This window comes from Streptomyces sp. NBC_00691 (assembly GCF_036226665.1).
GTDB lineage: Bacteria > Actinomycetota > Actinomycetes > Streptomycetales > Streptomycetaceae > Streptomyces.
Window position 1 is genome coordinate 4530596 of sequence record NZ_CP109007.1, and the last position, 23047, is coordinate 4553642.

General features: G+C 73.6%; 24 protein-coding genes. 13 read left to right on the forward strand and 11 right to left on the reverse strand.

Features of this window, described 5'->3' with window-relative positions:
• Window positions 1-111: 111 nt before the first annotated feature.
• Window positions 112-651: a GNAT family N-acetyltransferase gene (locus tag OG392_RS20500; RefSeq protein ID WP_329281470.1), complete on the forward strand. Its 540-nt coding sequence runs from the start codon at window positions 112-114 to the stop codon at window positions 649-651.
• A gap of 93 nt (window positions 652-744) precedes the next feature.
• Here OG392_RS20500 and OG392_RS20505 read toward each other — a convergent pair whose 3' ends face one another.
• Window positions 745-1689: a sigma-70 family RNA polymerase sigma factor gene (locus OG392_RS20505; protein WP_329281472.1), complete on the reverse strand. Its 945-nt coding sequence runs from the start codon at window positions 1687-1689 to the stop codon at window positions 745-747.
• Between the two features lie 26 nt (window positions 1690-1715).
• A complete protein-coding gene (locus tag OG392_RS20510; RefSeq protein WP_329281474.1) occupies window positions 1716-2960 on the reverse strand; it encodes an NAD(P)/FAD-dependent oxidoreductase in 1245 nt (414 codons plus the stop codon).
• Between the two features lie 270 nt (window positions 2961-3230).
• On the opposite strand from OG392_RS20510, the gene OG392_RS20515 reads away from it, so the two are divergent.
• The 5 genes from OG392_RS20515 (at window position 3231) to OG392_RS20535 (ending at window position 6753) form a co-directional block, all read left to right on the forward strand.
• Window positions 3231-3566, forward strand: coding sequence for a DUF2087 domain-containing protein (locus OG392_RS20515; protein ID WP_329281476.1), 336 nt, complete (start codon window positions 3231-3233; stop codon window positions 3564-3566).
• On the forward strand, window positions 3563-4192 hold the full coding sequence (locus OG392_RS20520; protein ID WP_329281479.1) for a LysE family transporter: 630 nt from the start codon (window positions 3563-3565) through the stop codon (window positions 4190-4192). The genes OG392_RS20515 and OG392_RS20520 overlap by 4 nt, the downstream gene beginning before the upstream one ends.
• Window positions 4193-4366: 174 nt before the next feature.
• Window positions 4367-4816 (forward strand): SRPBCC domain-containing protein, encoded by a 450-nt coding sequence (locus OG392_RS20525; RefSeq protein WP_329281481.1) that lies wholly within the window; start codon window positions 4367-4369, stop codon window positions 4814-4816.
• Window positions 4816-5184: an ArsR/SmtB family transcription factor gene (locus OG392_RS20530; RefSeq protein ID WP_329281483.1), complete on the forward strand. Its 369-nt coding sequence runs from the start codon at window positions 4816-4818 to the stop codon at window positions 5182-5184. The genes OG392_RS20525 and OG392_RS20530 overlap by 1 nt, the downstream gene beginning before the upstream one ends.
• Before the next feature lie 138 nt (window positions 5185-5322).
• Entirely contained in the window at window positions 5323-6753 is a 1431-nt protein-coding gene (locus tag OG392_RS20535; RefSeq protein WP_329281485.1) for an amino acid permease, read from the forward strand.
• Here the strand turns inward: OG392_RS20535 and OG392_RS20540 are convergent.
• Window positions 6704-7387, reverse strand: coding sequence for a TetR/AcrR family transcriptional regulator (locus OG392_RS20540; protein WP_329281487.1), 684 nt, complete (start codon window positions 7385-7387; stop codon window positions 6704-6706). The two genes, OG392_RS20535 and OG392_RS20540, sit on opposite strands and share 50 nt — an antisense overlap.
• Window positions 7388-7417: 30 nt before the next feature.
• The gene (locus OG392_RS20545) at window positions 7418-8629 is read right to left on the reverse strand and encodes an MFS transporter (RefSeq protein ID WP_329281489.1); all 1212 of its coding nucleotides are present in this window, start codon (window positions 8627-8629) and stop codon (window positions 7418-7420) included.
• Between the two features lie 168 nt (window positions 8630-8797).
• Between OG392_RS20545 and OG392_RS20550 the strand changes: the two genes are divergently transcribed.
• Window positions 8798-9367: an NADPH-dependent FMN reductase gene (locus tag OG392_RS20550; RefSeq protein ID WP_329281491.1), complete on the forward strand. Its 570-nt coding sequence runs from the start codon at window positions 8798-8800 to the stop codon at window positions 9365-9367.
• Here the strand turns inward: OG392_RS20550 and OG392_RS20555 are convergent.
• The 3 genes from OG392_RS20555 to OG392_RS20565 all read right to left on the reverse strand — a co-directional run bounded on the left by OG392_RS20555 (window position 9339) and on the right by OG392_RS20565 (window position 11750).
• The gene (locus OG392_RS20555; protein ID WP_329281493.1) at window positions 9339-9683 is read right to left on the reverse strand and encodes a hypothetical protein; all 345 of its coding nucleotides are present in this window, start codon (window positions 9681-9683) and stop codon (window positions 9339-9341) included. The two genes, OG392_RS20550 and OG392_RS20555, sit on opposite strands and share 29 nt — an antisense overlap.
• Before the next feature lie 161 nt (window positions 9684-9844).
• Window positions 9845-10849, reverse strand: a complete 1005-nt coding sequence (locus OG392_RS20560) for a hypothetical protein (protein WP_329281496.1) — start codon at window positions 10847-10849, stop codon at window positions 9845-9847.
• Window positions 10850-10970: 121 nt separating this feature from the next.
• Window positions 10971-11750 (reverse strand): PIG-L deacetylase family protein, encoded by a 780-nt coding sequence (locus OG392_RS20565; RefSeq protein WP_329281499.1) that lies wholly within the window; start codon window positions 11748-11750, stop codon window positions 10971-10973.
• 145 nt (window positions 11751-11895) lie between these two features.
• Between OG392_RS20565 and asnB the strand changes: the two genes are divergently transcribed.
• From asnB to OG392_RS20595, 6 genes are all read left to right on the forward strand, one after another.
• A complete protein-coding gene (gene asnB, locus OG392_RS20570; protein ID WP_329281500.1) occupies window positions 11896-13713 on the forward strand; it encodes an asparagine synthase (glutamine-hydrolyzing) in 1818 nt (605 codons plus the stop codon).
• On the forward strand, window positions 13703-14617 hold the full coding sequence (locus OG392_RS20575; RefSeq protein ID WP_329281503.1) for a hypothetical protein: 915 nt from the start codon (window positions 13703-13705) through the stop codon (window positions 14615-14617). The genes asnB and OG392_RS20575 overlap by 11 nt, the downstream gene beginning before the upstream one ends.
• Before the next feature lie 91 nt (window positions 14618-14708).
• Window positions 14709-15455, forward strand: coding sequence for an SDR family oxidoreductase (locus OG392_RS20580; protein WP_329281505.1), 747 nt, complete (start codon window positions 14709-14711; stop codon window positions 15453-15455).
• 106 nt (window positions 15456-15561) lie between these two features.
• Window positions 15562-17127, forward strand: a complete 1566-nt coding sequence (locus OG392_RS20585; RefSeq protein ID WP_329281507.1) for a class I tRNA ligase family protein — start codon at window positions 15562-15564, stop codon at window positions 17125-17127.
• 144 nt (window positions 17128-17271) lie between these two features.
• Window positions 17272-18585, forward strand: a complete 1314-nt coding sequence (mshA, locus tag OG392_RS20590; RefSeq protein ID WP_329287375.1) for a D-inositol-3-phosphate glycosyltransferase — start codon at window positions 17272-17274, stop codon at window positions 18583-18585.
• A 216-nt stretch (window positions 18586-18801) separates the two neighbouring features.
• The gene (locus OG392_RS20595; RefSeq protein ID WP_329281509.1) at window positions 18802-19005 is read left to right on the forward strand and encodes a hypothetical protein; all 204 of its coding nucleotides are present in this window, start codon (window positions 18802-18804) and stop codon (window positions 19003-19005) included.
• A gap of 163 nt (window positions 19006-19168) precedes the next feature.
• Here OG392_RS20595 and OG392_RS20600 read toward each other — a convergent pair whose 3' ends face one another.
• The 4 genes from OG392_RS20600 to OG392_RS20615 all read right to left on the reverse strand — a co-directional run bounded on the left by OG392_RS20600 (window position 19169) and on the right by OG392_RS20615 (window position 22970).
• Entirely contained in the window at window positions 19169-20221 is a 1053-nt protein-coding gene (locus OG392_RS20600; protein ID WP_329281511.1) for a helix-turn-helix transcriptional regulator, read from the reverse strand.
• Window positions 20222-20344: 123 nt separating this feature from the next.
• Window positions 20345-21373, reverse strand: coding sequence for a helix-turn-helix domain-containing protein (locus tag OG392_RS20605; protein ID WP_329281513.1), 1029 nt, complete (start codon window positions 21371-21373; stop codon window positions 20345-20347).
• 198 nt (window positions 21374-21571) lie between these two features.
• Window positions 21572-22012 carry a Fur family transcriptional regulator gene (locus tag OG392_RS20610; protein ID WP_329281515.1) on the reverse strand — a complete coding sequence of 147 codons (441 nt, stop codon included), beginning with the start codon at window positions 22010-22012 and terminating at the stop codon, window positions 21572-21574.
• Window positions 22013-22109: 97 nt separating this feature from the next.
• Window positions 22110-22970 (reverse strand): SAM-dependent methyltransferase, encoded by an 861-nt coding sequence (locus OG392_RS20615; RefSeq protein WP_329281517.1) that lies wholly within the window; start codon window positions 22968-22970, stop codon window positions 22110-22112.
• Between the last annotated feature and the right edge of the window lie 77 nt (window positions 22971-23047).

Consider the following 23047-nt stretch of genomic DNA (forward strand, 5'->3'; position numbering starts at 1 on the left):
CTTCGTCATGAAGGCGGCCGGCGGCTGCCTCGCTCGCCGTCGAGGACATCGTCCGCCCCCGGCACCGTTATCCGGTTGCCGTCGGTGAGACGGGTCGGATAGGAATCTCGCATGCTGAGGGGTAGCGAGGTGGGGCTGAGGGCTCGCCACGACGAAGACATTCCGATCCTGCGGACCGAGCTCTACGACGACGTGGTCAACGCCTCGCGCGCCGAGGGCGGGCCCTGGCGGCCGATCACTCCCGGCTCGAAGGACCGGCGGCTCGTCGTGGACGACACGGCGGAGGGACATGTGCCCTTCTCCGTCGTCGAGTTGGAGGGCGGAAGCCTGATCGGTACCGCGACCCTCTGGGGCATCGACACCCACAACCGGGTCGCGCACATCGGCTTGGGGTTGCTGCCGTCCGCCCGCGGCAAGGGCTACGGCACCGACGTGGTCGCGACGCTGTGCCACTACGGCTTCGTCGTACGCGGCCTCCAGCGGCTGCAGATCGAGACGCTGGCGGACAACGCCGCGATGCTCCGCTCCGCCGAGAGCAACGGCTTCGTCCGCGAGGGCGTGCTGCGGTCGTCGGCCTGGGTGATGGGCGAGTTCCTGGACGAGGTCATCCTCGGACTCCTCGCGGAGGAGTGGAAGGCGTCGGACCGCTGACCGCCTGGTTCGCCCCGCCACGCTCGGTACGCCTCGTCCACCACGCCACGGTCGGCCCGTCTCGTTCCGAACGCCACGCTCGGTACGTCTCGTTCACCACGCCTCGATCGCCGCGGGCGCCCTCGGCTCGTGCTTCCGCCAGGCCTCGTCGAGCCGTGTGAGCCGGGCCGCGGTGGCGATCCCGTGCAGTGACGCGACCCTGCCCTCGCTGACCGCGAAGGCCACCGCACCCATGACCCGGCCGTCGACCACGGCGAGGACGGCCGGAGCGCCGTTGACCACCGCGATGTGGAGCGAGGGCGTGCCTCCGGCCAGCCGCCGCTTCGCCGGCGTGGGCCGGAAACCGGCCCGCGCGAAGGAGGCGACCCGTTCGCGCGTCGTGACCCGCAGCAGCCGCGCCGCCAGTCCGGCGCCGTCCGAGACCGCCGTCACGTCGTCGGTGAGCAGCGCCACCAGTCGTTCGGTGCGGCCCGACACGGCGGCGGCCAGGAACTCCTCGACGACCCGGCGCGCGGACGCGGGGTCGGCCTGCACGCCACCGCGGCGGCGCTCGGAGGCGACCCGGATCCGGGCCCGGTGGATGTGCTGCTGGCTCGCGGACTCGGTGATGTCGAGGATCCCGGCGATCTCGGCGTGGCCGTACGAGAAGGCCTCACGCAGGACGTAGACGGCCCGCTCGACCGGCGTGAGGCGCTCCATGAGGGTCAGTACGGCCAGCGACACGGATTCGCGCTGCGCGAAGGTCTCGGCGGGGCCGAGCATCGGGTCGCCTTCGAGGAGCGGTTCGGGCAGCCAGGCGCCGGCCGACCGCTCGTGGCGCGTGTGCGCCGAACGGAGCCTGTCGAGGCAGAGGTGGGTGAGGACCTTGGTCAGCCATGCCTCCGGCACCTCGATCCGGTCGCGGTCCGCGGCCTGCCAGCGCAGGAAGGTGTCCTGCACGGCGTCCTCGGCGTCGGCTGCCGAGCCGAGCAGGCGGTACGCGATCGAGGCCAGCCGGCCACGGCCGGCCTCGAAGCGATCGACGGCTGCGCTGTCCATGCGGAACACCCTAGGGGGAGACATTCCTAGGCGGTGGCCCTCAGGCCGGTCCGGCCGGGCGTCGGAGCGGTGGTCAGGCGGCGCCTGCGCTTGGGTATACCGAGGGTCGGGTGGGCGATGTTCCAGCCGGCTCCCGTGAGGACACCCGCCTTGAGCCGCGCGGCGGTCCGGCCGCCCAGGTACCAGTTCTTCGGGCGGACGTCCCCGCCCACCATCTGGAAGATGGCGTCCCGCCGGCCGAGGCTGATGTGGTTGCCGTGGTACTTCAGTCCGGTGGTCGGGACCTCGTCGCCCGTCAGGCGCGCGATGATCGCGGCCGTCGCCTGCATGGTGGTGAAGCCGGCCGAGGCGCAGGACATCGGCAGCGGCCGGCCGTTGTCGCCGATCGCGTGGGCGGAGTCACCGGCGGCGTAGATCTCCGGGTGGGAGACCGAACGCATGGTGCGGTCGACGACGATCCGGCCGGTCTCCGCGACCTCCAGACCGGCGGCGGCCGCGAGGGGGTGCACGGCGAACCCGGCCGTCCACACGGTCACGTCGGCCGGGAGGGGCGAACCGCCGGCGGCGATCGCCCGCGTCGGCTCGACGGCCTCGACGGCGGTGTGCTCGTGGACGGTGATGCGGAGCCGGTCGAAGGCCTGGCGCAGGTGGCGGCGGGCCCCCGGGGAGAGCCAGGCGCCCAGCTCGCCGTGGGCGGCGAGGGCGATCGCGAGGTCGGGCCGGGACTCGGCGAGCTCGGTGGCGGTCTCGATGCCGGTCAGCCCCCCGCCGACGACCAGCACGGTGCCGCCCGCGCCGAGAGCGGCGATGCGCTCGCGCAGGCGCAGTGCCGAGGCGCGGCCGGCCACGTCGAAGGCGTGCTCGGCGGCGCCGGGGACGCCGTGGTGGGCGACGGAGCTGCCGAGGGCGTAGAGGAGGGTGTCGTACGCGAGCTGGTCGGCGCCGGTGGCGTCGGTCCCGCCGGTGCCGGTGCCGTCCGCGCCGGTCGCCGTGCCCACGGGGTCCACGGTGACGGTCCTGCGCTCCGGATCGATGCCGGTGACGCGGGCCAGGCGCACCCGTACCCCCGTGCCCGCGAAGACGTCGGTGAGCGTGCGGACCGCGAGGTCCCGGCCGCTCGCGAGCTGGTGGAGCCGCATCCGCTCGACGAAGTCGGGGGCGGCGTTGACGACGGTGATCTCGGTGTCGGCGGGGGAGAGCCGGCGCGCCAGGTTTCCGGCGGCGTAGGCCCCGGCGTATCCGGCGCCGAGTACGACGATGCGGTGCTTCATGGCGATGCTCCTGTCTCGTTCGGGCGCCCCTTGAACGAGACGGGGCGGCGATTGCTGACAGAACCCGGATGTGACGCCGGTCACGCCGGACGTCCCCTTCGCCTTCGGCGCCCTGGACGACCCCGCCGTGGCGTTCCTGCGGCCTTGACGCGGAGAGCCGCCCCCGACGTCATGATCAGGGCTCCGGGAGACCGGGGCGGACGGGCCCGGCGGGGGCATGGGCGAAAACCCTTTGCGGGGCCGGGCCGGCGACCGTCAGGCTTCTCCGCCATGACCAGTCATCCCTCCCGTCCCGCCACCGGGGCCCGTCCGGCCCGTCCGGTCGCGGACCTGTTCTCCGCCGACGGGCGCCTCAAGGCGATCCCGCGCAGGCCGGCCCGCCGCGAGGCCCTCCTCGCGCACCTCACCGAGAGCCTCTTCGCTCCCGGCCGGGACTACCGCGAGTCCGAGGTCAACCAGGCCCTGCTCACCGTGCACGAGGACTTCTCCGCGCTGCGCCGGTATCTCGTGACCGGCGGCTTCCTCGCCCGGACCAAGGACGGCTCGGCGTACCGCCGACAGCAGCAGCCCGGCTCCCCCGGAGGCGCGATCCCCGCCGTCGCGTGACCGCCGCGGTGGTGGCCGGCCTGCTCGCCGGCTACGGCATCGCGATCCCGGTCGGCGCGGTCGGGGCGTATCTGGTGGCCGTGACGGCCCGTACCGGCTGGCGTACGGGCGCGGGCGCCGCGCTCGGCGTCGCCACGGCGGACGGCGTCTACGCCGTGATCGCGGTGGCGGGCGGTTCGGCGCTCGTCCCGCTCCTGGCACCCGTGACGACCCCGCTGCGGTGGGCCTCGGCCGTGGTGCTCGTGGTGCTCGCGCTCCGGGCGGTGTCCGTGGCCCTCTCCGCGTACCGGAAGGGCGGGCTCGCCTCCCGCGACGACGGGACGGTCCTCGGCCCGGCCCGTGCGTACCTCACCTTCCTGGGGATCACGGTCCTCAACCCGATGACGGTGATCTACTTCGTCGCGCTCGTCCTCGCGACGGGTCCCTCGGCGCCCGCGACGCTTCCCGACCGGGCGGCGTTCGTCCTCGCGGCCCTGGTCGCCTCGGCGAGCTGGCAGCTGCTCCTCGCCCTGGGCGGGACGCTGCTGGGCCGGACCCTGACGGGGGCCCGCGGCCGGCTGACGACGGTGCTCGCGTCGAGCACGCTGATCGTCGTCCTGGCGGTGCGGCTCGTGGTGGACTCCTGAGGGCGCCCGCGCCCGGGCCCCGGACCACCCGGGCGATCGCGTGGAGACGGCCTGGCCGGTGACGGACCCGGGCGCCGAGGCGCAACCGTAGAGTTGCGAGTGTGAGAGCCATGTGCAACCCTGGGGTTGCAGTCACTTCCGTGTGGCGCACCCTACGCGAAGAAGGAGTCCCCCATGAGTGAGGACCGGATCGAGCGCGAAACCCTGATCGACGCACCCCTGGAGCGCGTCTGGACCCTTGTGGCCCAGCCCGGGTTCTGGGTGGCCGACGAGGCGGCCGTGGCCGGGACCGTGGCCAGGGAGGGCGAGTCGATGCTCGCCAGGAACTCCGCCCACGGCGACTTCCCCGTACGCGTCGAGAAGGTCGAACCGCCGACCTACGTCGCCTACCGCTGGGCCAGCGCCTTCTCCGGGCAGGAGCTGACCGACGACAACACCACCCTCGTCGAGTTCACCCTCACCGAGGAGGGCGACGGCACGCGCCTGCGCGTCGTCGAGAGCGGCTTCGCGGCGCTGCCGGGGTCGGAGGAGCTGCGGGCCAAGGCCGTCCGGGACAACACGGGCGGCTGGCCCGAGGTGATCGCCGCGTTCAAGAAGCGCGCGGAACAGGCCCCGTCGTCGTGATGCCGGAGCCCTCGGACGGAGAGGGGGCCGAGCCGGCCTCGGCCGCCGGCTCCCCCTCCGCCACCGACAGTGTGATCGGCGCCCTCGCCGACCCCACCCGGCGCCGGCTGCTCGACCTGCTCGCCCAGGAGGGGGAGGCCACCGCGACCGCGCTCGCCGCCCGCCTCCCCGTCTCGCGCCAGGCGATCGTCAAGCACCTCGCGGTGCTCGAGGCCGCCGGCCTCGTCTCCGCCGCCCGCGTCGGCCGGGAGGTCCGCTACGCGGTCCGCCCGGCCGCGCTCGACGCGACGGCCCGCTGGATGGCGGCCCTGGCCGCCGACTGGGACCGGCGCCTCGCGGACGTCAAGCGCCTCGCGGAGGACGGCTGAGGCTCCGGCACCCGGGCCTCCGGCGCCCGGGTGTCCGGCGGTCGGCCCGAACCGGCCCCGTGTCCGGAACCGGCTTACCCTTCCCGGGGATCAGCGGCGAAGCTCCTCCGCTGGCCGTCCGGATTTCGGGGGGGAAACATGACAGGGCGGGTACTCGGCGCCGGTCTGCGGCAGCGGCATCTGGCCATGATCGCGCTGGGCGGTGCCATCGGCGCCGGACTCTTCGTCGGTTCGGGGTTCGGGATCGCCGCCGCCGGTCCCGGCATCCTCGTCTCGTACGTGTGCGCCGGCGTCCTGACCGTCCTGGTGATGCGCATGCTCGGCGAGATGTCGGCGGCCCACCCGGTCACCGGCTCGTTCGCCGAGCACGCGCGCCGGGCGTTCGGGCCGTGGGCCGGGCTGCTGACGGGGTGGATGTACTGGGCGCTGCTCGTCGTGAGCGTCGCCGCCGAAGCCGTCGGGGCCGCGCACATCGTCGGCGGCTGGGTGCCGGCCGTGCCCGGCTGGGTGTGGGTGGCCGTCTTCATGAGCCTGTTCACCGCGAGCAACCTGGCGGGCGTACGGAACTTCGGCGAGCTGGAGTTCTGGTTCGCCGGCCTCAAGATCGTCGCGATCGCCGGCTTCCTCGTGCTCGGAGCCGTCGTCCTCGCCGGTCTGCTGCCCGGCCACCCGTCCCCCGGTACCGCCCATCTCCTCGGCGACGGCGGGTTCCTGCCGCACGGCTGGCACGGTGTCGCCGTCGGCATGGTGGCGGCCGTCTTCGCGTTCGGCGGCCTGGAGACGGTGACCATCGCCGCGGCCGAGTGCGACGACCCGGTCCGGGCCGTCCGCAACGGCGTACGGGCCGTCATGTGGCGGGTCGCGGTCTGCTACCTCGGCTCGATGGCCGTCATCGTCACCCTCGTGCCGTGGAACGCCCCGGGCGTCGCGGAGGGCCCGTACGCCGCCGTGGTCGCGAGCACCGGTGTCCCCGGCGCCGCCGACCTGATGAAGGCGGTCGTCCTCGTCGCGCTCCTGTCCGCGATGAACGCCAACGTCTACGGCTCCTCGCGCATGCTGTTCGCCCTGGTCGGGCGCGGCGACGCGCCCCGCGCCCTCGGCCGGGTGAGTACCGGCGCCGGGGTCCCGGACACGGCCGTCCTCGCCTCCGCCGCGTTCGGTTTCGTCTCGGTCGTCCTCAGCCTGCTCTGGCCGCGCACGGTCTTCCCGTTCCTGCTCAACTCCATCGGCGCCGCGATCCTGCTCGTCTGGGCGCTGATCGCCGCCTCCCACCTGCGCCTGCACGGCCCCTCCGTGCGCGCGGCGCTCGCGCTCGCGGGGATCGGCGGGGTGCTGCTCTTCATGCTGGGCGACCCGGCGAGCCGCATCCAGCTCCTCACGACCGGCGGGTGGGCGGCGGCGCTGCTGCTGTGGGCCTGGTCGAGGAGGGGCGGGCGGGCGCGGACGCCCGGGAGTGCCGTGGCCGTCGCCGGTGAGATCGCCGGTGAGGTCGGTGGCGGCGTCGGGGAGAGCGCCGGCGTCAGGGACGGACGGCGTACCGAGCCAGGAAGAGATCCACTCCCGAGCTGATCACCCGCGTCAGCTCCGCCTCGTCGATCTCGGCGTCGGGCGAGAAGGTCCGGACGAGCTGTGGCACGCCGACGGTGGCCGCCACCAACTGCTGTACGGCGAGCGCCGGGTCGGGCACGTCGAGGGCGCCGCGGGTGTCGAGCTCGGTGAAGGCCTCGACGAGCGGGCCGTTGTTCATGTCGTAGCTGACCCGGTACCAGAGCTGGCCGAGCTGCGGGAAGCGGTCTATCTCGCCGATCACCAGTCGGCGCAGCGACATGATGTCGGGGCGCAGCAGGATGCGGGCCCAGTCGGTGGTGAGCCGGACGAGGGCGGTGCGCAGGTCGGGGGCGTCGGCGAGGGTGGAGTTCGACGGCTCCAGATCCGCGTACGTCTTCGGCAGCACGCCGCCGATGACGGCGAGGAACAGCCGCTCCTTGCTGCCGAAGTGCTTGTAGATCGTCGCCTTGGAGACGCCCGAGCCACGGGTGATCGCGTCCATCGAGGCCGCGGAGTAGCCCTCGGCGAGGAACTCGGCGAGGGCGGCGTCGATGATCGCCTGCCGCTTGCGCGAGGCGGCGTCGGCGGGGTCCGGGATGATCGGGATGCCGTACTCGTCGGTCGCGTCGTCCTGGATGTCGGCTCCGGCGCCCATGGGTGTTCCTTAGGTGTGGTGGCGGGACCGTCAGTATATGAACTGAACGGTTTGGTCTGTAAAGCGTGCCGCCAGGGCGGGCCCGGCAGCGACGCCGATCAGGAACGCCAGGTTGAACAGGCCGATGGCGAGGCCGTGCCGGGCGGCCGGCAGCCCGTCGGTCGCGGCCCCCGTGAGCAGCCCCTGACCTCCGGCCGTGACGAGCGCGCTCGTCCCCGAGGCGACCAGGACGAGCGCAGGCCAGGGCGCCGCCAGTGCCAGGACGGTCGCACCGAGCGACCCGAGGGCGAGGACGGCGCGGACGCGGCGCGCCCCGATCGCCGGGGCCGCGCGGACCAGCGGCCAGGACAGCAGGGCTCCGGCGAGCGCGGCCAGCGAGGCGACGGCCCCGGTCTCCACGGAACTCCAGCCGGTGAGCGCGGCGACGCGCCGCGGAGCCGCGTACAGCAGGGCGAAGTTGACGGTGGCGACGGCGAGCATGAGTCCGGCGGCGACGCGGAAGCCCGGGGCGCGGAGGATGTCGAGGGGGAGGGCGGACCGGCGTCCCTCCGCGCCCGTGCGGGACGGGAGGCCGTCGCGGCCCGCCAGTCTCCGCGCCGGCACGACGACGAGCAGGCTCAGCAGCGGAAGGACCAGGGCCCCGCGCCAGCCGGTCACCTCCGCCAGGGCCGCCCCGGCGAACAGGCCCACCGTGCCGCCCGCCGCGCTGCCGATCGCGACCACACCGGCGGTGCGGCCCGACCGGTCGCGGCCCGCGATCTGGAAGGCGGCGACGTTGAGTCCCGCCGCGCCGGTCGCCTCCAGGACGCGCCCGGCGACCGCCAGGGGCAGGCTCGGGGCGAGGAGGACGAGGGCCGCGCCGAGGGCCACGAGGGCGGCGCCCGCCCCGACGATCCCAGCCGGGCCGCGCCGAGGCCCGGCGACGGCGGAGAGCAGCGGGGTCCCGGCCGCCATGCCGAGTCCGAAGGCCGTCATCAGCCAGGCGGCCGACGCGGGGGAGACGGCCAGCTCGCGGGCGGCCTCCGGGAGGGCGAGGCTCGGCCCCGACACCCCCATCGCGGCGGGCGCGGCGAGCGCGGCGAGCAGGAGGCCGCTCGGCGGCCGGGTCCGGGTCCGGGGCCGGACCCGAAGCCGAATCCAAGCCCAAGTCCGTTCTGGGGAAAGGGCCTTGGGGCGGATCCTGGCCGGGCCGGCGGCCGTCCGGCCGCGCCCGGAGTCCTGGTCGGTACTGGTGGTGGCCATGGAGGGAATGAACTACACCACTCAGTTCAGTGTCAAGACTGAACTGTTCTGTTGACAGACTGAACCGATCGGTTTAGCTTTCTGTTCGTCGGGCCACGGCAGCGGCCGGGCCCGACGGGATCCACGATCCGCAGGCCGACTCATTCACTGATCCGCAGGGGGCATTCCATGACCGAGTCCACGATCCTCGCCATCTCCGGCTCGCTCCGCGCCGACTCGCACAACACGCAACTGCTGCGTGCGGCACAGAAGTTCAACCCCGGCGGTCTGGAGATCGGGATCTACGAGGGCCTGCGGGACATCCCGGCGTACGACTTCGACCTCGACACCCCCGACCGTCGGCCCGCCGCCGTCGACGAGCTCCGCCGCCGCGTCACGGAGGCGGACGGCGTGCTCATCGCCACGCCGGAGTTCAACTACTCGATCCCCGGCGTCCTCAAGAACGCGATCGACTGGCTCAGCACCGACTGGACCCGTACCGAGGGCGTGCCCCTGCGGCACAAGCCCACCGCGATCCTCGGTGCCGGACCGGGAGCCTTCGGCACGGTCCGCGCACAGCTGGCGCTGCGTCAGATCTTCGTCTGCGTCGACGCCGACGTCGTCGTGAAGCCCGAGGTGCACGTCTTCCAGTCGAACGACCGCTTCGACGCCGACGGCAACCTCGTCGACGAGGCGACGATCGGCCTCGTGCAGGGCCTGCTGACCGCGCTCAAGGACAAGATCGACGCGAAGGGCTGAGCGCGCCGGACGTCGTGGCCCGCGCCGACGGCGCCAGCGCCACGGTTCCGGCGGCCGCGACCGCCAGCAGCGCGCCCGCCGCGAGCACACCCCCGCGCGAGCGCCAGGAGAGCACCGACCAGCACGACCGGGCCGAGAGCAGGGATCCGAGACTCGCCCAGGAACCCACGGAGCCGGCCGACATCGCGGAACCGACGGAGCCGACGGACAGGAACGACCCGACCGAGCCGATCGAGAGCGTCGATCCGACCGAGGCGACGGACAGGAACGAGTCCCTCGACCAGAGCGACAGGGACGAACCGCGGCGAGAGGTCATATCTCGATCCTAGGGTCGTTCCGGGCGGTGCGCGCGGGTGGTGCCGGTGCGCGTACGCCGCCCTCCGGGCGACGGCGGAGGGCCGACGACGGGCCCTAACCCGCGCAGGCCGGCAGGAACTCCCGTCCCTCCGGGGTCCCGAGGCGCACCACCGGTCCGGGTCAGTCCAGCTGCGCCATGCGCTGCCGGTTGCCCTCGTCCGTGTCCTGCTGGCTGTTCGACACCTGCAGGATCGCGTCGGGCAGCGCGCCGCTCAGGTGGCCGCCGATGGCGGTGGTGGCCGTGCTGAGCCGGTCGAGGACCAGATCGACGCTCTGGGCCAGGTCGATGGCGAAGGAGCCGCTGCTCTTGACGGAGCCGTGATCGCCGACCGCCGCGTTCAGCTCGGCGGTGGTCTCGCCCCGGACCTTGAGGCCGATCTCGCGGATCCTGCCGGCCGCGAGCTCGTGCTCCTCGTGGTCCACGCGCAGCACGCCGCCGATCGCCCGGCCGGGCGGCATGCCACCCGCCGCCCCGCCGCCGACGCTTCCGCCGAACCCCTTCTCGGCCCCGCTCCCGGCCCCGCCGAAGACCTCGCTCCAGCGGGCCCCGGTGGAGCCGCCGCGGCCCCCGGCCCCGCCCGCGAGATCGTCGGGGACGTTCTCCAGGGCGATCACGGCCGGGTCTGCGAGCACGGACCGGAGGGACGTCAGGAGGTTCTCGACGACCGATCCGTACCGGGCGTTCGCCCTCTGCGCCAGTATCGCGTTCCTCGCGGCGGCCGCCGCCGGGGCGCCCGGGGCCGCTGCCGCCGCCGTCAGTGCGGCCGTGTCGTCCGCGGCCATCCGGGCGGCCGCCGCCACGACGGACGCCTTGAGTTCGGCGATCACGGTCGTCAGCGGGCTCACCGCCGCTGCCAGCGCGCGGGCCGCTCCGGCGACGGGGGTGAGGTCCTGCGCCCTGACCCGGTCCCAGTGCTCCCGCAGCGCGTTCATCGCCTCGCCCTCCCCGGAGGAGAGCAGGCGCTGCATGTGCTGGTTGGCGCCCCATGTGTCGTCGTCGACGGAGTCGGCGAAGGTGCTCAGGCCGGCCGTGAGCAGCGTGTAGCCGTCCTCGTCGACCTCGGGCCAGGCCAGGTCGTACTTCTGGACGGCGGCCCGCTCGATGCTGTCGAGTTCTACCGGCATGTCCTCAACTCCCCCTCGCCACGCGCGTGTTGGCCACGCGCCCCCACGTGTGGCGCTCACGGTCTCACGCGCCTCCGGAGCCCACAAGGCCGGACGGGAGCTGCTCGGAGCCGTCCGGGACTCAGTCGATGTGCACGATCTGGAACGCCTCCGCCATCCGGCCCGGAGGCAGTCCGCCCGCCGTCGCGTGTTCGCCGAGCCAGGTGCGCAGGAGGCCCGCGAGGTCGTCGAAGTGGGCCGTCTGGGAGGTGTGGATGCGCAGCGCCTCGACCTTGCGGTCGAAGACCGGGGTGACGTCCACGTACTGGTTGGGGGTCGGGCCGGTCATCAGCCACAGCTCGTGGACGGTCCACGGGTCGAGGCCCTCGTCCTTCAGCAGGGAGGGGTGGGCGAAGGGGTTGCGGGCCTCGGGGTAGACCGCGCGCAGACAGGCGTCGCCGACGGCGCGGTGGTCGGGGTGGAGGTCGGCGACCCGGGCCCAGTTGATCTCGGGGGAGGGGATGATCGCACGCTGCGGCCGTACCTCGCGTATCACCCGGCACAGGTCGCGGCGGAGTTCCACCGAGGCCTCCACGAAGCTGTCGGGATAGCCGAGGAAGCGGACGTCCGCGACGCCGCTGAGCTTGGCGGAGTGGACCTGTTCGGCGCGGCGCAGATCCGCCATCGCCTGGCGGGGGAGCCGGTCGTCGTAACCGCCGGCGCCGCCGTCCGTGACGATGCAGTACGTGACGCGGGTGCCGCGCTCGATCCACTGCATGACGGTGCCGCTGACGCAGAACTCGATGTCGTCGGGGTGCGCGGCCACGACGAGCAGCGATGCGGGCGCGGTGCGGGCGCTGTGGTCGACGGCGCTGCCGGCAGGGCGGTCGACGGTGTGGTCGTGGTCCTCCATGTCCCTCATGGGGTCAGCCTGTTGGGGCGCCGGGGGCGTCGCAAGGCCAAGCCGTGGCGTGAACTGGACATGGCACTTACGCGCCATTCAAAAACTTGGTAGATTCAAATCATTGGTTAGTACGGGTGAGTGATGTGCTTGGAGGGTGACCGCTGTGTGCAGGATTCTCGGCTCCTTCGCCGCCGGAGCGGCGGCCCACGCCGACCGCCCCGACCCGGCGCAACTCGCCGCCGTGTCGGCCCGTCAGCGCCACGGCGGCCCCGACGAGCACGCCGTGCTCACCGGACCCGGCTGGTCCCTCGGCTGCGACCGGCTCGCCGTCACCGACCCCTGCGGCGGGCAGCAGCCCTACCGGCTGCCCCACCTCCCCGGCGTCCTCGCCGTCCTCAACGGCGAGATCTACAACCACGCCGAGCTGCGCCGCGCCCTGGCCGCCCGCGGCCACCGGTTCCCCGACCGCTGCGACGGCACGCTGCTGCCCGCGCTCTACGCCGAGTACGGACCCGCCTTCGCCGAACGCCTCGACGGCATGTTCGCCGTCGCGGTCCTCGACCTGCGCCCCGGCAGCCCCCGACTCGTGCTCGCCGTCGACGACATGGGGATGAAGCCGATCCACCTCCACCACGACCCGTACGACGGCTCCACCCGGTTCGCCTCCGAGATCCCCGCGCTCCTCGCCTTCGAAGGGGTCCGGATCTCCCCGCGCGAGGACTCCCTCGACACGGTCCTCGCCACCCGTACGTCCTTCTCCACGCACACCGCGCTGGACGGCGTCAGCGTCCTGCCGCCCGGGGCCACCGCCCTCGTCCGGCCCGGCGCCGCCCCCGTCGTCCGCCGGCGCGGCCCGCACCGGAGCACCCCCGTCGGCGACACCCAGGACGTCCTGCGGCACGAGGTACGGCGGCTCGCCGAGGCCGAGGTCCCCGTCTGCGCCATCACCAGCGGCGGCCTCGACTCCGGACTCGTCACCGCGCTCGCCGCAGAACACGCCCGCGAGACCGACGCGCCGCCGCTGCACACCTTCCACCTCACCTACCGGGGACGGTGGCCCGACTCCGAGGCGGCGTACGCCCGTTCCGTCGCACGCCGGACCCGGACCGTGCACCACGAGGTCGCCGTCGACCCCGACGAGATCGGCTCCCTCCTCACCCGGACCGTCCGCCACCTCGGCCAGCCCAACGCCGACCCCATCACCCTCTCCACGTACGCGCTGTTCCGCGCCGTCCGCGAGAACGGCTTCACCGTCGCCCTCACCGGCGACGGCGCCGACGAAATCTTCGGCGGGTACGACCGGATGCGCGCGGCACTCGCGGCGCCGGCCGGCGCAGACTGGGCGGGGGCGTACGCGGACGCGCTCTCGGCGGCGCCGCGCCTGCTCCGGGAGCACCTGTACACCGCCGACTACCGTGCGCACATCGCCGATCAGGGCTCTGCGGCCGACCGCATCGAGCAGGAGCTGCGCTCGGCGGAGGCGGTCGGCGAGGACCGGCTCACCGCGATGACGGCCTTCGAGACCCGCTGGCGGCTTCCCGCGTACCACCTGCGGCGCGTGGACCACCTGTCGATGGCGTGGGCGGTCGAGGCGCGGATGCCGTTCTGCCAGCCGTCGGTGGTGACGCACGCGCGAGCCCTGCCCACGGCCGCGCGGACGGGGAAACGGGCGCTGTACGAGGCGGGGGCGGAACTGCTGCCCTCGGCGGTCCTGCGCCGCCCCAAGCAGCCCTTCACCCTGCCGCTCTCGGCGATGCTCGCACCGGGCAGCCCGCTCCTGGAGACGGTCCGGGAACTACTGTCCCCCGCCCGGCTGGTCCTGGGCGGGAAGGTCCGCGCGGACCGCGTGCGGAAACTCCTCACCCGCCACTGCGAACGCCCGTCCCCGAGCGACGCCCAGGCGCTGTGGGCCCTGGCGGTCCACGAACTGTGGACGGACGTCGTCCAGGGCATGCGCATCCCGGTCGGCTGTGCGGCCTGATCCTCCGGGACCTCCCCGCCCCGGACCCGCGCGGGGCGGCCCCGCCCGTGCCACCGTCGTCCGGGCGCACGACGCCCCCGGGCCCACCCTCGTCCTCCGGCTCGACCAGCTCCCCCTCGGGGCGCTCGCCCTCGGCGGGGAGCTGGCGCGGCTGCGCCACGCGCTCGCCGGCACGGCCCACGCGGGGATCGCCAAGATCGCCCTCTACGGGCCGACGGGCCGCGGCCGCCTCGACTACCGCTTCGTCCAGGCCCTCCCCGCCGGCGGATTCGACTTCCGGGCGGGCTGCGGCCACTCCCTCCTCGCCTGCGTGGTCGCCGACGCCCGCCCCGGACCCGTCACCGTCCGCGCCGTGACCACCGGCGACACCGTCCTGTGTGAGCGCGAGCCGGAAGGGGACGCGTACGTCCTCAGCTTCCTCCGCGCCCCGGCCGCCCCCGGCACCCTCCCCACCGGCCGTCCCGTCGACGTCCTCGACGGGGTTCCCGTCTCGCTCGTCCGGTACGGCAACCCGTACGTCTTCGTCGACGCCCGGCATCTTCCCGAGCGGGGAGTCCGGGAGCGGCTCGAAGAGCTCCGCGGCCGCGCCGCCCGGCTCCTCGGCCATCCGCCCCACTCCGCCCTCCCCAAGATCGCCGCCTTCACGGCGGGCCCGGCCGGGATCGCCGTCCGGGCGCTCACCGTCGGCGGCTGGCACCCCCGGCTCGCGCTCACCGGCGCCGCCGCCCTCGCCGCCGCCGGCGCGCTCGACGGGACGGTCGTGCCGCCCGTGGACGGCGAGGTACGCACCCCCGGCGGTACCGTCACCGTCTCCACCGCGCCCGACCGCGTCCGCGTCCACCACAAGCGCGCCGAACTGCTCGAACGGCTCGTGCTGCCGTGGCGTGTCCACGCAACGGCGTGAACGCGCACCCTTCTCACCAGGCCCGGCGTCCCTTTCCTCTGCCACGCTGAAATGGACCGGCAATCGGTATCCGTGGGGAGAGCAGACACACATGAAATTCGAGAATCTGCGTGTCGTCGTGACCGGAGCGTCCCGCTATTTCGGTCGCGCGCTCGCCGTCGGATTCGCGCATCTCGGCGCCGAGGTCTACGTCTCGGCGCGGACCGTCGAGGCCGCCGAACGCACCCGTACCGAAGTCATGGGCTCGGCCCGTGACCGTATCCACGCCTTCGGCTGCGACCTCAGCAGGCCCGCCGAGATCCGGGAGTTCGCCGCCCGCGTCGGCGAACGGACCGACCGCGTCGACCTGTTGGTCAACAACGGGGCCCGCTGGCTCGACGGCATGGACCTGGAGGCCGCCAGCGACCGCGAGATCGTCGAGACGATCGAGTCGACGGCCGGCGGCACGGTCCTCATGGTGAAGCACTTCCTGCCCCTGCTGCGCGGCTCGCTGCGCCCCGACATCGTCAACATGGTCGCCGTCCGCGACGCCGAGGGCGCCTCCGCGGCGGCCGCGGGCGCCGCCCACGAGGCCTTCTGGGCGGCGAAGAGCGCCCAGGCCGGATTCGCCGACATCCTCTCGCGCCGCCTCCGCCCCTCCGGCGTCCGCGTGTTCTCCCTCTTCCCGCCCGACTTCTCGACCTCCGACCCGCGCTTCGCGGAATGGGACGGCTCGAATCCGGACGGAATCGCACCCGACGAGAAGCTGACGACGCAGGCCCTCTTCGAATGCATCGTCTACGCGGTCGAGCAGCCCCGCGACTGCTTCATCCGCTCGTTTCACTTCGAGCCCCGCTGACCCCGCCACCCCTTCGAGCACGAGCCCGCTGACCCGCCCTGCGCCGACAGCGCTCCGCCGCACGCGACCGCTGAAGCCCACCGCACCGCAGCGTCAAGGAGGTCCCATGAGCACCCCTGTCTGGATCACCGCGACCCCTCCCGCCACCCACGGCGAACTGCACATCGGCCACCTCGCCGGGCCGTACGTCGCCGCCGACGTCCTCACCCGCTATCTGCGAGCCGAGGGCGAGGCCGTCCGGTTCACCACCGGTACCGCCGACCACGCCAGCTCCGTCGAGGTCCGGGCGCTGCGCCACCACCGCAAGCCCGAGGAGGTCGCCGAGGGCTACCGGGCCGCGATCACCGCGGACTGGCTGCGGTCGGGCGTGGAGTTCGACCACATCGTGCGTCCGCGCCGCGACAAGGGATACGGACGCTGGGTGCAGGACCTCTTCGGGCGCCTCTTCGCGCAGGGCGTCATCGCCCCGCGCACCCGCCTGCTGCCGTACTGCGAGCCGTGCGAGCGCTGGCTGCACGGGGCGCACGCCACCGGCACCTGCCCGCACTGCGGCGCGGTCAGCGACGGCGGCATGTGCCACGAGTGCGCACGGCCGAACGACGGCGGCGACCTCATCGGCGCCCGCTGCGCCCTCTGCGACACCCCGGCGGTGGCCCGCCGCTGCCGCCGGCTCTACGTGCCCCTGGAGCCGTTCCGGGAGACGCTCGCCGAGTACTGGGCGACGGCCGGGCTGCCGCCCAGGCTCGCCGCGCTGTGCGAGTCGCTCGTCGAGGACGGGCTGCCGGACATCGCGGTCGGCCACCCCGCCGAGTGGGGCCTCCAGGTGCCGGTCGAGGGCTTCCCCGACCACCGGATCGACGGCTGCTTCGAAGCCGCCGCGATGCACCTCTTCGGCTACGACGTGCAGGGCCCGCTGCCCCGCCGGGCGATCCACTTCTGCGGCTTCGGGCACGCCTTCTGCCACGCCGTGCTGCTGCCGGTGCTGCTCCTCGCGCAGGACATCAAGCTGCCGCAGGACTTCAACGTCAACGAGTCGTACGTCATCGAGGAGGGCGTCCAGGAGGGCAACGTCTGGGCGCTCGACCTGCTCACCGAGTACGGCTCCGACACCCTGCGCCGCCATGTCCTCCAGGCCCGCCCGCTGGGCCGCCGCACCGTCTTCCACCGGGAGCGGCTCGCCGCCGCCCGGCGCGAGCTGGACGAGAACTGGAACAGCTGGCTGTCCCGGCTCTTCGCCGCCGTACGGGAGGAGTGCGGCGGCCTCGCCCCGCAGGCGCTGCCCGGCGGCACCGGCTGGGAGATCCTGGAGCGGCGGCTGCACCGGGGCGTCGACGATCTGCGCGAGGCGTACGGCCCCGATGCCTTCGACCCGCGCCGGGCGGTCGCCGTCCTGGACGAGATGGTCCGCTCGGCCGCCGACTTCGGTCACGTCAACGCCCACGAACGCTGCCGGCCCAGCACGTCCTGCCGTCATCTCCCCGCACTCGCCGCCCAGCTGGCGGTGGCCTCGGCCCTGTCGGCGTGGGCGCGGCCGGTGATGCCGGAGGGCGCGGACCGGCTGGCGGCGGCGCTCCACGCGGCGCCGGGCCGTCCGGTCGACTGGCACGCCCTGACGGCGCCCCTCCCGGGGACCCGGCTGGCACCTCCGTCGGGTCCGGTCTTCGGGTTCTGACGTTTCGTCCGCTCTCTCACTACTAAGCAACTAAGTAACCCCGTAGATCCCCCACCCTGCCGCGTGACCGTGCGCGCGCGAGCGACGCGCAGGGGCACGTGGCTTCCCTCCCCTCAGGAGCCCCTCGTGTCCCTGCGCGTCGCCATGCTCAGCGTCCACACCTCCCCGCTCCACCAGCCCGGGACGGGGGACGCCGGCGGCATGAACGTCTACATGGTCGAGCTCTCCCGCGCCCTCGCCGAGCAGGGCGCGGAGGTCGATCTGTTCACCCGCTGCCGGGGCGAGGGCCTGCCCCCGCTCGTCGAGCTCGCCCCCGGGGTACGGGTCCGGCACCTCCACGCGGGGCCGCGCCAGGCGCTGCCCAAGGAGGCCATGCCCGATCTGGTGGTGCCGTTCTCGCTGGCCCTGCTCAAGGAGGAGCGGCGGTACGACCTGGTCCACTCGCACTACTGGCTCTCCGGGCAGGCGGGCCGGATCGCCTCGGTGGGCTGGCGGATCCCGCTGGTGCACACCGCCCACACCCTGGCCCGGGTGAAGAACGCCTCGCTGGCCGCGGGCGACACCCCCGAACCTGAGCTGCGGGTCAGGGGCGAGCACCAGGTGGCGGGTGCCGCGGACCGGCTGATCGCGAACACGGCGGACGAGGCGGAGGCGCTGCGGTCGCTCTACGGGGCGGCGGGGGAGCGGACCGAGGTGGTGCGTCCGGGGGTCGATCTGCGGACCTTCCACCCGGGGGACGGCCGGGCGGCGGCGCGGGCCCGGCTCGGGCTTCCGGCGGAGGCGTTCGTGCCGCTGTACGCGGGCCGCATACAGCCGTTGAAGGGCCCGGACGTGCTCGTGCGGGCGGTCGCCGAGCTGCTGAGGGAGGTCCCGGACCTGCGCCGCCGGCTCCTGGTGCCGGTGGTCGGCGGGCATTCGGGCGCGACCCGTGAGGGGTCGGCGTGGCAGCTCGCCGCGGAGCTGGGGGTGACGGATGTGCTGCGGTCCTGCCTTCCCGTGCCGCAGGCGCGGCTCGCGGACTGGTACCGGGCGGCGGACGTCCTGGTGGTGCCCTCGCGCAGCGAGTCGTTCGGTCTGGTGGCCCTGGAGGCGCAGGCCTGTGGGACTCCGGTGCTCGCGGCGGCGGTCGGCGGGCTGCCGACGGCGGTGTGGGACGGGGTGACGGGGATGCTGGTGCAGGGGCACGACCCGGCGGAGTACGCGCGCCGGCTGGGCTGGCTCGCGGCGCACCCGGAGGTGGTGGGGACGATGGGGGAGGCGGCGGTGCGGCATGCGCACGGGATGAGCTGGCGGGCGTCGGCCGCGCGCACCGTCGAGGTGTACCGGGGTGCGCTGGCGGAGACGCCCCGCCCGGTGTTCCCGGGCGGGGAGCGGGTGGTGGGGCAGGGGCGGCGGCACGCCCCTGCCCCGACGGCCCCCCTCTCCTGGAGGAACGAGAAGGCCGTAGCACAAGTCTAGCATCTCTTTTGGTTCGACCAAAGATATGGGAGGCTCCGGATGCTCCAATTCCGTTGTGGGAACGGCGGAATGACGCATCCACGCCATGGCGAGTCCACGCAGAGACGAGCTATGGATTCGATTCGAGGGCCGGGACAGAATGGAGATGTCTTCAGGGAACGCCCGGCGGCACGGGCCCCGGAAGGCGGAATTCACATTCCAATTCCTGGAGGAATCATGTCCGTTGCTCAGAACACCGGAATCCGCAAGGCCGTCCGTCAGCTCCTGGTCGCGGTGGCCGCCTGTACCGCCGTCGCGGGCGGTGCCACCTTCGCCGTCGGATCCGACATCGACCACACGGTCACCCCGCAGACGGTCGCCGGCGTCGCCGAGGACAACGGCTGGCCGGTCGTTCCGCCGAAGCCGACCCCGACCAACTGACGCCACTTCCCGGGAAATTCCCCGGACATATTCTCGTGCCGGGCCCCGCAATCGCTGCCACGATTGTGGGGCCCCGGTATTTCCACCCCGCCGATGGCGGACGGGACGCGCCGGCGTTCCCCCGGCCGCACCCGCGGATCCGCCCCTTCCCGCATTCCGGCGGTCAGTCCAGCCAGCCCAACCGCACCGCGCGCGCCCCCGCCTCGAAGCGGCTCGTCGCGCCCAGCTCCTGCATCAGCTCCGAGATCATCCGGCTGACCGTCCGCAGCGACACCCCGAGCGTGCGCGCGATCCGCTCGTCCTTCATCCCCGAGGCGAGCATGTGCAGCGCCGCCCGCTGCTGCTCCGAAAGGCCGTCACCGCCCGCCTCCGCCGTCGCCTCGTTGCCGTACGGAGTCGCCGTGTGCCAGCAGTGCTCGTACAGACTCAGATACGGCCGCACCAGCGCCCTGCCACGCGCCAGGATCGCGCCCTCCCCCGGCTCCTCGGGCCGGATCGGCACCAGGGCGAACTGCTGGTCGGCGATGATCAGGTTCATCGGGACGACGGGCGCCAGGCGGATCTCCACACCCAGCTCCGCCCGCTGCCCCAGGAACTTCTCCATCTGCGGGTCCGTGGCCTCCTGCCGGCCGTAGATGGCCCGTACCCGCACCCCGTTGGCGATCTGCCGCCGGTCCCGGTCCAGCATCCGGTCCGGGTCCTGCCGCCCCGGCATCCCCGGATGCAGCGCCGCCGAACTCTCCTGCATCACATCGGTGATGTCCTCGATGGCCTGCTGGATCCTGCGGTAGTCGGTCAGCGCCTCGACGTGCGCCTCCGCCTTCGTCAGCGCCTCGGCCCGCAGATAGGAACCCGCGAGGATCTCCAGCGTGCTGTACGCCTCGTCCGCCTCCGCCAGGTGCTCCCGCAGCCGCTCCCGCTCCCGCTCCAGAAGACGGAGCAGCGCGATCTCCGGGTCGATCGCCGCGACCGTGTCCGTCTCGGAACGCCAACTGCCGTCCTGGACGGCCGCGATGGTGGCATGCGCCTGGCCCGTCGGAACGATCAGACCCAGGGTCAGGAGGTCGCCGCGACATCGCTCGTACTCCTCCGGCGCCAGGCCGAGTTCTCTGCGGACCTCCTCGAAGTCCGAGACGCCCCGACGGCGCAGCTCCTGGTACACGGCAAGCAGGACCTCGGTCGTGCCGCCCCCGATGCAGTCGCCCCCAGTGACCATGGCGAAGTGACCCCCTCATCCTCCGAGTCGCCCCGCCCTCACCTTGTCATACGGCTCGGCGGGAGTCCGTCGTGCAATGCCCGTACCCGTACCTGGACCTACCGTGTCGCACCGGAACTCCTCTTACGAGGCCCCCTGTTCGGACCCCTCGCCGTCGAGCAGGCCGAGCCGCGCCGCCTTCACCCCGGCCTCGAAGCGGCTCGCCGCGCCCAGTTCCTGCATGACCTCCGAGAGCAGCCGGCTGACCGTCCGGAGCGACACCCCGAGACTCCGCGCGATCTGCTCGTCCTTGATGCCCGAGGCCAGCATGTGCAGCGCGGCCCGCTGCTGGTCGGACAGCCCGTCGCCGTCACCGCCGCTGCCGCCGGGCTCCTCGCCGTACCGGGAGGCCGCCTGCCAGCAGTACTCGTACAGGGCGAGGTAGGACCGGACGAGGCCCGGGCCGCGGGCCAGGATGGTGGGCGAGTCCGGGTCGTGCGGGTCCGTCGGCAGCAGGGCGAAGTTCTCGTCGGCGAGGACCATGTTCATCGGGACGACGGGGGAGAGCCGCAGCTCGACGCCGAGCGCGGCCCGGTCCGCCAGGTGCTGGGTCATCTCGGGCACGGTGCCGACCCGCCGGCTGTACATGGCGCGGACCCGCACCCCGCGGGCGGCCCGGCAGCGGTCCCGGTCCAGCTCGGCGGCCATGTCCTCACGGCGTACGGACCCGGTGTGCATGACGTGCACGGCGGTACGGACGGACTCGGTGAGCTCGGTCAGCTCGCGCAGCACCCGCTGCGGGTCGGTGACGATCTCCACCTCGACCTCGGAGCGGGGCGCGGCCCCGGCGCGCAGGAACGGTCCGGCGAGGGACTCGAGGGCGGTGTGCGCGCGGCTCGTCGCGGCGAGGCGCTCCTGGAGCCGGTCACGCTCCCGGCGGAGCAGCCGCAGCAGGGCGACATCGGGGTCGACGACGGTCCGGTCGCCGGAGCGGTCCTGGGTGGTGAGTCCTAAGGAGGTGAGTTCCTCGCGACATCGCTCCCGCTCCTCGGCGGAGAGCTCCAGGCCGTTGGCGACCTGGTCGAAGGTGCTGCCGGGCCGGGTGCGGAGCTCCTGGTAGACGGCGAGAGCCTGCTCGCTGCCCGCGCGGGACACGGCGGCGTTTCTGGACACGGCGCAGCAGACTCCCCTCGGATCCACGCGGATCCTGTTGAATCGCCCCGCTAGACCCTGCCACAAAATCGAACGACACGCACGGAGTTGGCCGTCGACGCGTATACGGCGACGGCGGCCCGGCCGGTGCCGGCGACCGCCCCGGTCGGAGATGTGAGGACGGAACGCCGACGGGTTCCCGCAACCCCCGGCTGCGGCTCAGGCGGCGGGGGCGCTCGCCCGGCAGTCGGGGCACAGGCCCTTGAAGACGACCTCCGCGTCGTCCACGCGCCACTCCGGCAGCGCGCCCTTCGGCGGCGCGGGCGCGGCCGACGCGACGTTCTCCACGCGGCCGCACACCGTGCACAGCGCGTGCTGGTGCGCGGGGCCCGAGATCTCGAAGACCGCGGGCAGTCCGGGCCGGTCGAACTTGCTGACCAGGCCCGTCTCCTGGAAGTGCCGCAGCATCTCGTACACGGCCTGGCTGGTCAGCGTGCCGAGCCGCTCGCGGGCGGTCGTGGTGATCGCCTCGACGTCGAGATGGCCGCCGGCGGCGAGCACCGTGAGCACCTCCAGGCGCGGGCCCGTGACCCGCAGCCCGACATCGCGCAGGCGCTGGATCACCGCCTCGCGGCCCGTCAGCTCTTCCACGACTGCCATCTTCTCCGCCCGCCCGCCCGCCATCTGGTCGGCTCAAACTTTTGTGGGCATCGTACCTCTTGCTCGTCAACCTCGTCAGGGCTCTTCGTCCGTCCGTTCAGTCGTCCGTCCTGCACACGAGCAGGACGGACTCGGTCCGCTCGTCGATCCGGTGACGCCGCCGGCCCTCGATGTGCAGGCCCGCCGAGTGCAGCTCCGCCGCCAGCCGCTCGGGGTCGACGATCCACTTGTCGGTGGTCAGGACGACCCGCTCGGTGGACAGCTTCCCGGTCCTCGCCGCGTAGTACGTGATCCGCTCGCTCATCGACGGCAGGTCGAAGACCTGCCGGGCCACCACCCACTCGTCGATGCCGTCGAAGCGGGGCACCTGGAACGCCCAGGTCCGCCGCGGCTCCGCGATGAGCCCCGGCAGCTGGTGCGCCGTGTAGTCGAGGGCGAGCGCCCCGCCCGTCTGGAGGTGGGACGCCACCTCGCGCAGCAGCTCGGGCCGCCGCGCCGGAGGGACGGCGGTGACCATCGCGCCCGCGAGCAGCGCGAGCCGGTAGCTGCCGGCGAGCCGCAGCTCGGTGAGGTCGGTCCGGTGGGTGACGACCAGCCCGGACACCTGCGGACCGATCCGGCGTGCCCAGCCGTCGAGGCGCTCCAAGGCCGAGGCGTCCCGGTCCACGGCCTCCACGGCGAAGCCGTGCCGGGCGAACGGGACGGCGAGCCGCCCGGCGCCGGAGCCGAGATCCAGGACGGGTCCGCCGGTGGAGCGGGCGAGGCTGAGGTACCGGACGATGTCCGCGCTGTGGGGGCCGAGCAGGGCGTCGTGCAGCCAGACGGAGTTCTCGTCGGCGGGCGAGACGGATTCGAGCCCGGGCAGGGTGTCCGAGGTGACCCGGACGCCGGCCCCGGGGGCGGGCTCCGGCTCCCGGCCGTATCGGGACGGCAGGACCGGAGCGAACGCTGCGGGCACGACGGGCAGGGAAGTGCCGCTCGGTGTGTGCATCGCTCCTCCAGGGGCTCGCTCGGTCCATGCCGTCCGGACGAGGT

What these genes read in the sequence shown, in the direction of transcription:
- OG392_RS20585 (WP_329281507.1), top strand. Translation starts at nt 15,562, where the DNA reads ATGAGCACCCCTGTCTGGATCACCGCGACCCCTCCCGCCACCCACGGC.
- OG392_RS20555 (WP_329281493.1), bottom strand. Translation starts at nt 9,683, where the DNA reads ATGACCTCTCGCCGCGGTTCGTCCCTGTCGCTCTGGTCGAGGGACTCG.
- OG392_RS20545 (WP_329281489.1), bottom strand. Translation starts at nt 8,629, where the DNA reads ATGGCCACCACCAGTACCGACCAGGACTCCGGGCGCGGCCGGACGGCC.
- OG392_RS20565 (WP_329281499.1), bottom strand. Translation starts at nt 11,750, where the DNA reads ATGAGGGACATGGAGGACCACGACCACACCGTCGACCGCCCTGCCGGC.
- OG392_RS20500 (WP_329281470.1), top strand. Translation starts at nt 112, where the DNA reads ATGCTGAGGGGTAGCGAGGTGGGGCTGAGGGCTCGCCACGACGAAGAC.
- OG392_RS20530 (WP_329281483.1), top strand. Translation starts at nt 4,816, where the DNA reads ATGCCGGAGCCCTCGGACGGAGAGGGGGCCGAGCCGGCCTCGGCCGCC.
- OG392_RS20550 (WP_329281491.1), top strand. Translation starts at nt 8,798, where the DNA reads ATGACCGAGTCCACGATCCTCGCCATCTCCGGCTCGCTCCGCGCCGAC.
- OG392_RS20505 (WP_329281472.1), bottom strand. Translation starts at nt 1,689, where the DNA reads ATGGACAGCGCAGCCGTCGATCGCTTCGAGGCCGGCCGTGGCCGGCTG.
- mshA (WP_329287375.1), top strand. Translation starts at nt 17,272, where the DNA reads ATGCTCAGCGTCCACACCTCCCCGCTCCACCAGCCCGGGACGGGGGAC.
- OG392_RS20560 (WP_329281496.1), bottom strand. Translation starts at nt 10,849, where the DNA reads ATGCCGGTAGAACTCGACAGCATCGAGCGGGCCGCCGTCCAGAAGTAC.
- OG392_RS20595 (WP_329281509.1), top strand. Translation starts at nt 18,802, where the DNA reads ATGTCCGTTGCTCAGAACACCGGAATCCGCAAGGCCGTCCGTCAGCTC.
- OG392_RS20515 (WP_329281476.1), top strand. Translation starts at nt 3,231, where the DNA reads ATGACCAGTCATCCCTCCCGTCCCGCCACCGGGGCCCGTCCGGCCCGT.
- OG392_RS20580 (WP_329281505.1), top strand. Translation starts at nt 14,709, where the DNA reads ATGAAATTCGAGAATCTGCGTGTCGTCGTGACCGGAGCGTCCCGCTAT.
- OG392_RS20610 (WP_329281515.1), bottom strand. Translation starts at nt 22,012, where the DNA reads ATGGCAGTCGTGGAAGAGCTGACGGGCCGCGAGGCGGTGATCCAGCGC.
- OG392_RS20535 (WP_329281485.1), top strand. Translation starts at nt 5,323, where the DNA reads ATGACAGGGCGGGTACTCGGCGCCGGTCTGCGGCAGCGGCATCTGGCC.
- OG392_RS20510 (WP_329281474.1), bottom strand. Translation starts at nt 2,960, where the DNA reads ATGAAGCACCGCATCGTCGTACTCGGCGCCGGATACGCCGGGGCCTAC.
- OG392_RS20540 (WP_329281487.1), bottom strand. Translation starts at nt 7,387, where the DNA reads ATGGGCGCCGGAGCCGACATCCAGGACGACGCGACCGACGAGTACGGC.
- OG392_RS20600 (WP_329281511.1), bottom strand. Translation starts at nt 20,221, where the DNA reads ATGGTCACTGGGGGCGACTGCATCGGGGGCGGCACGACCGAGGTCCTG.
- OG392_RS20525 (WP_329281481.1), top strand. Translation starts at nt 4,367, where the DNA reads ATGAGTGAGGACCGGATCGAGCGCGAAACCCTGATCGACGCACCCCTG.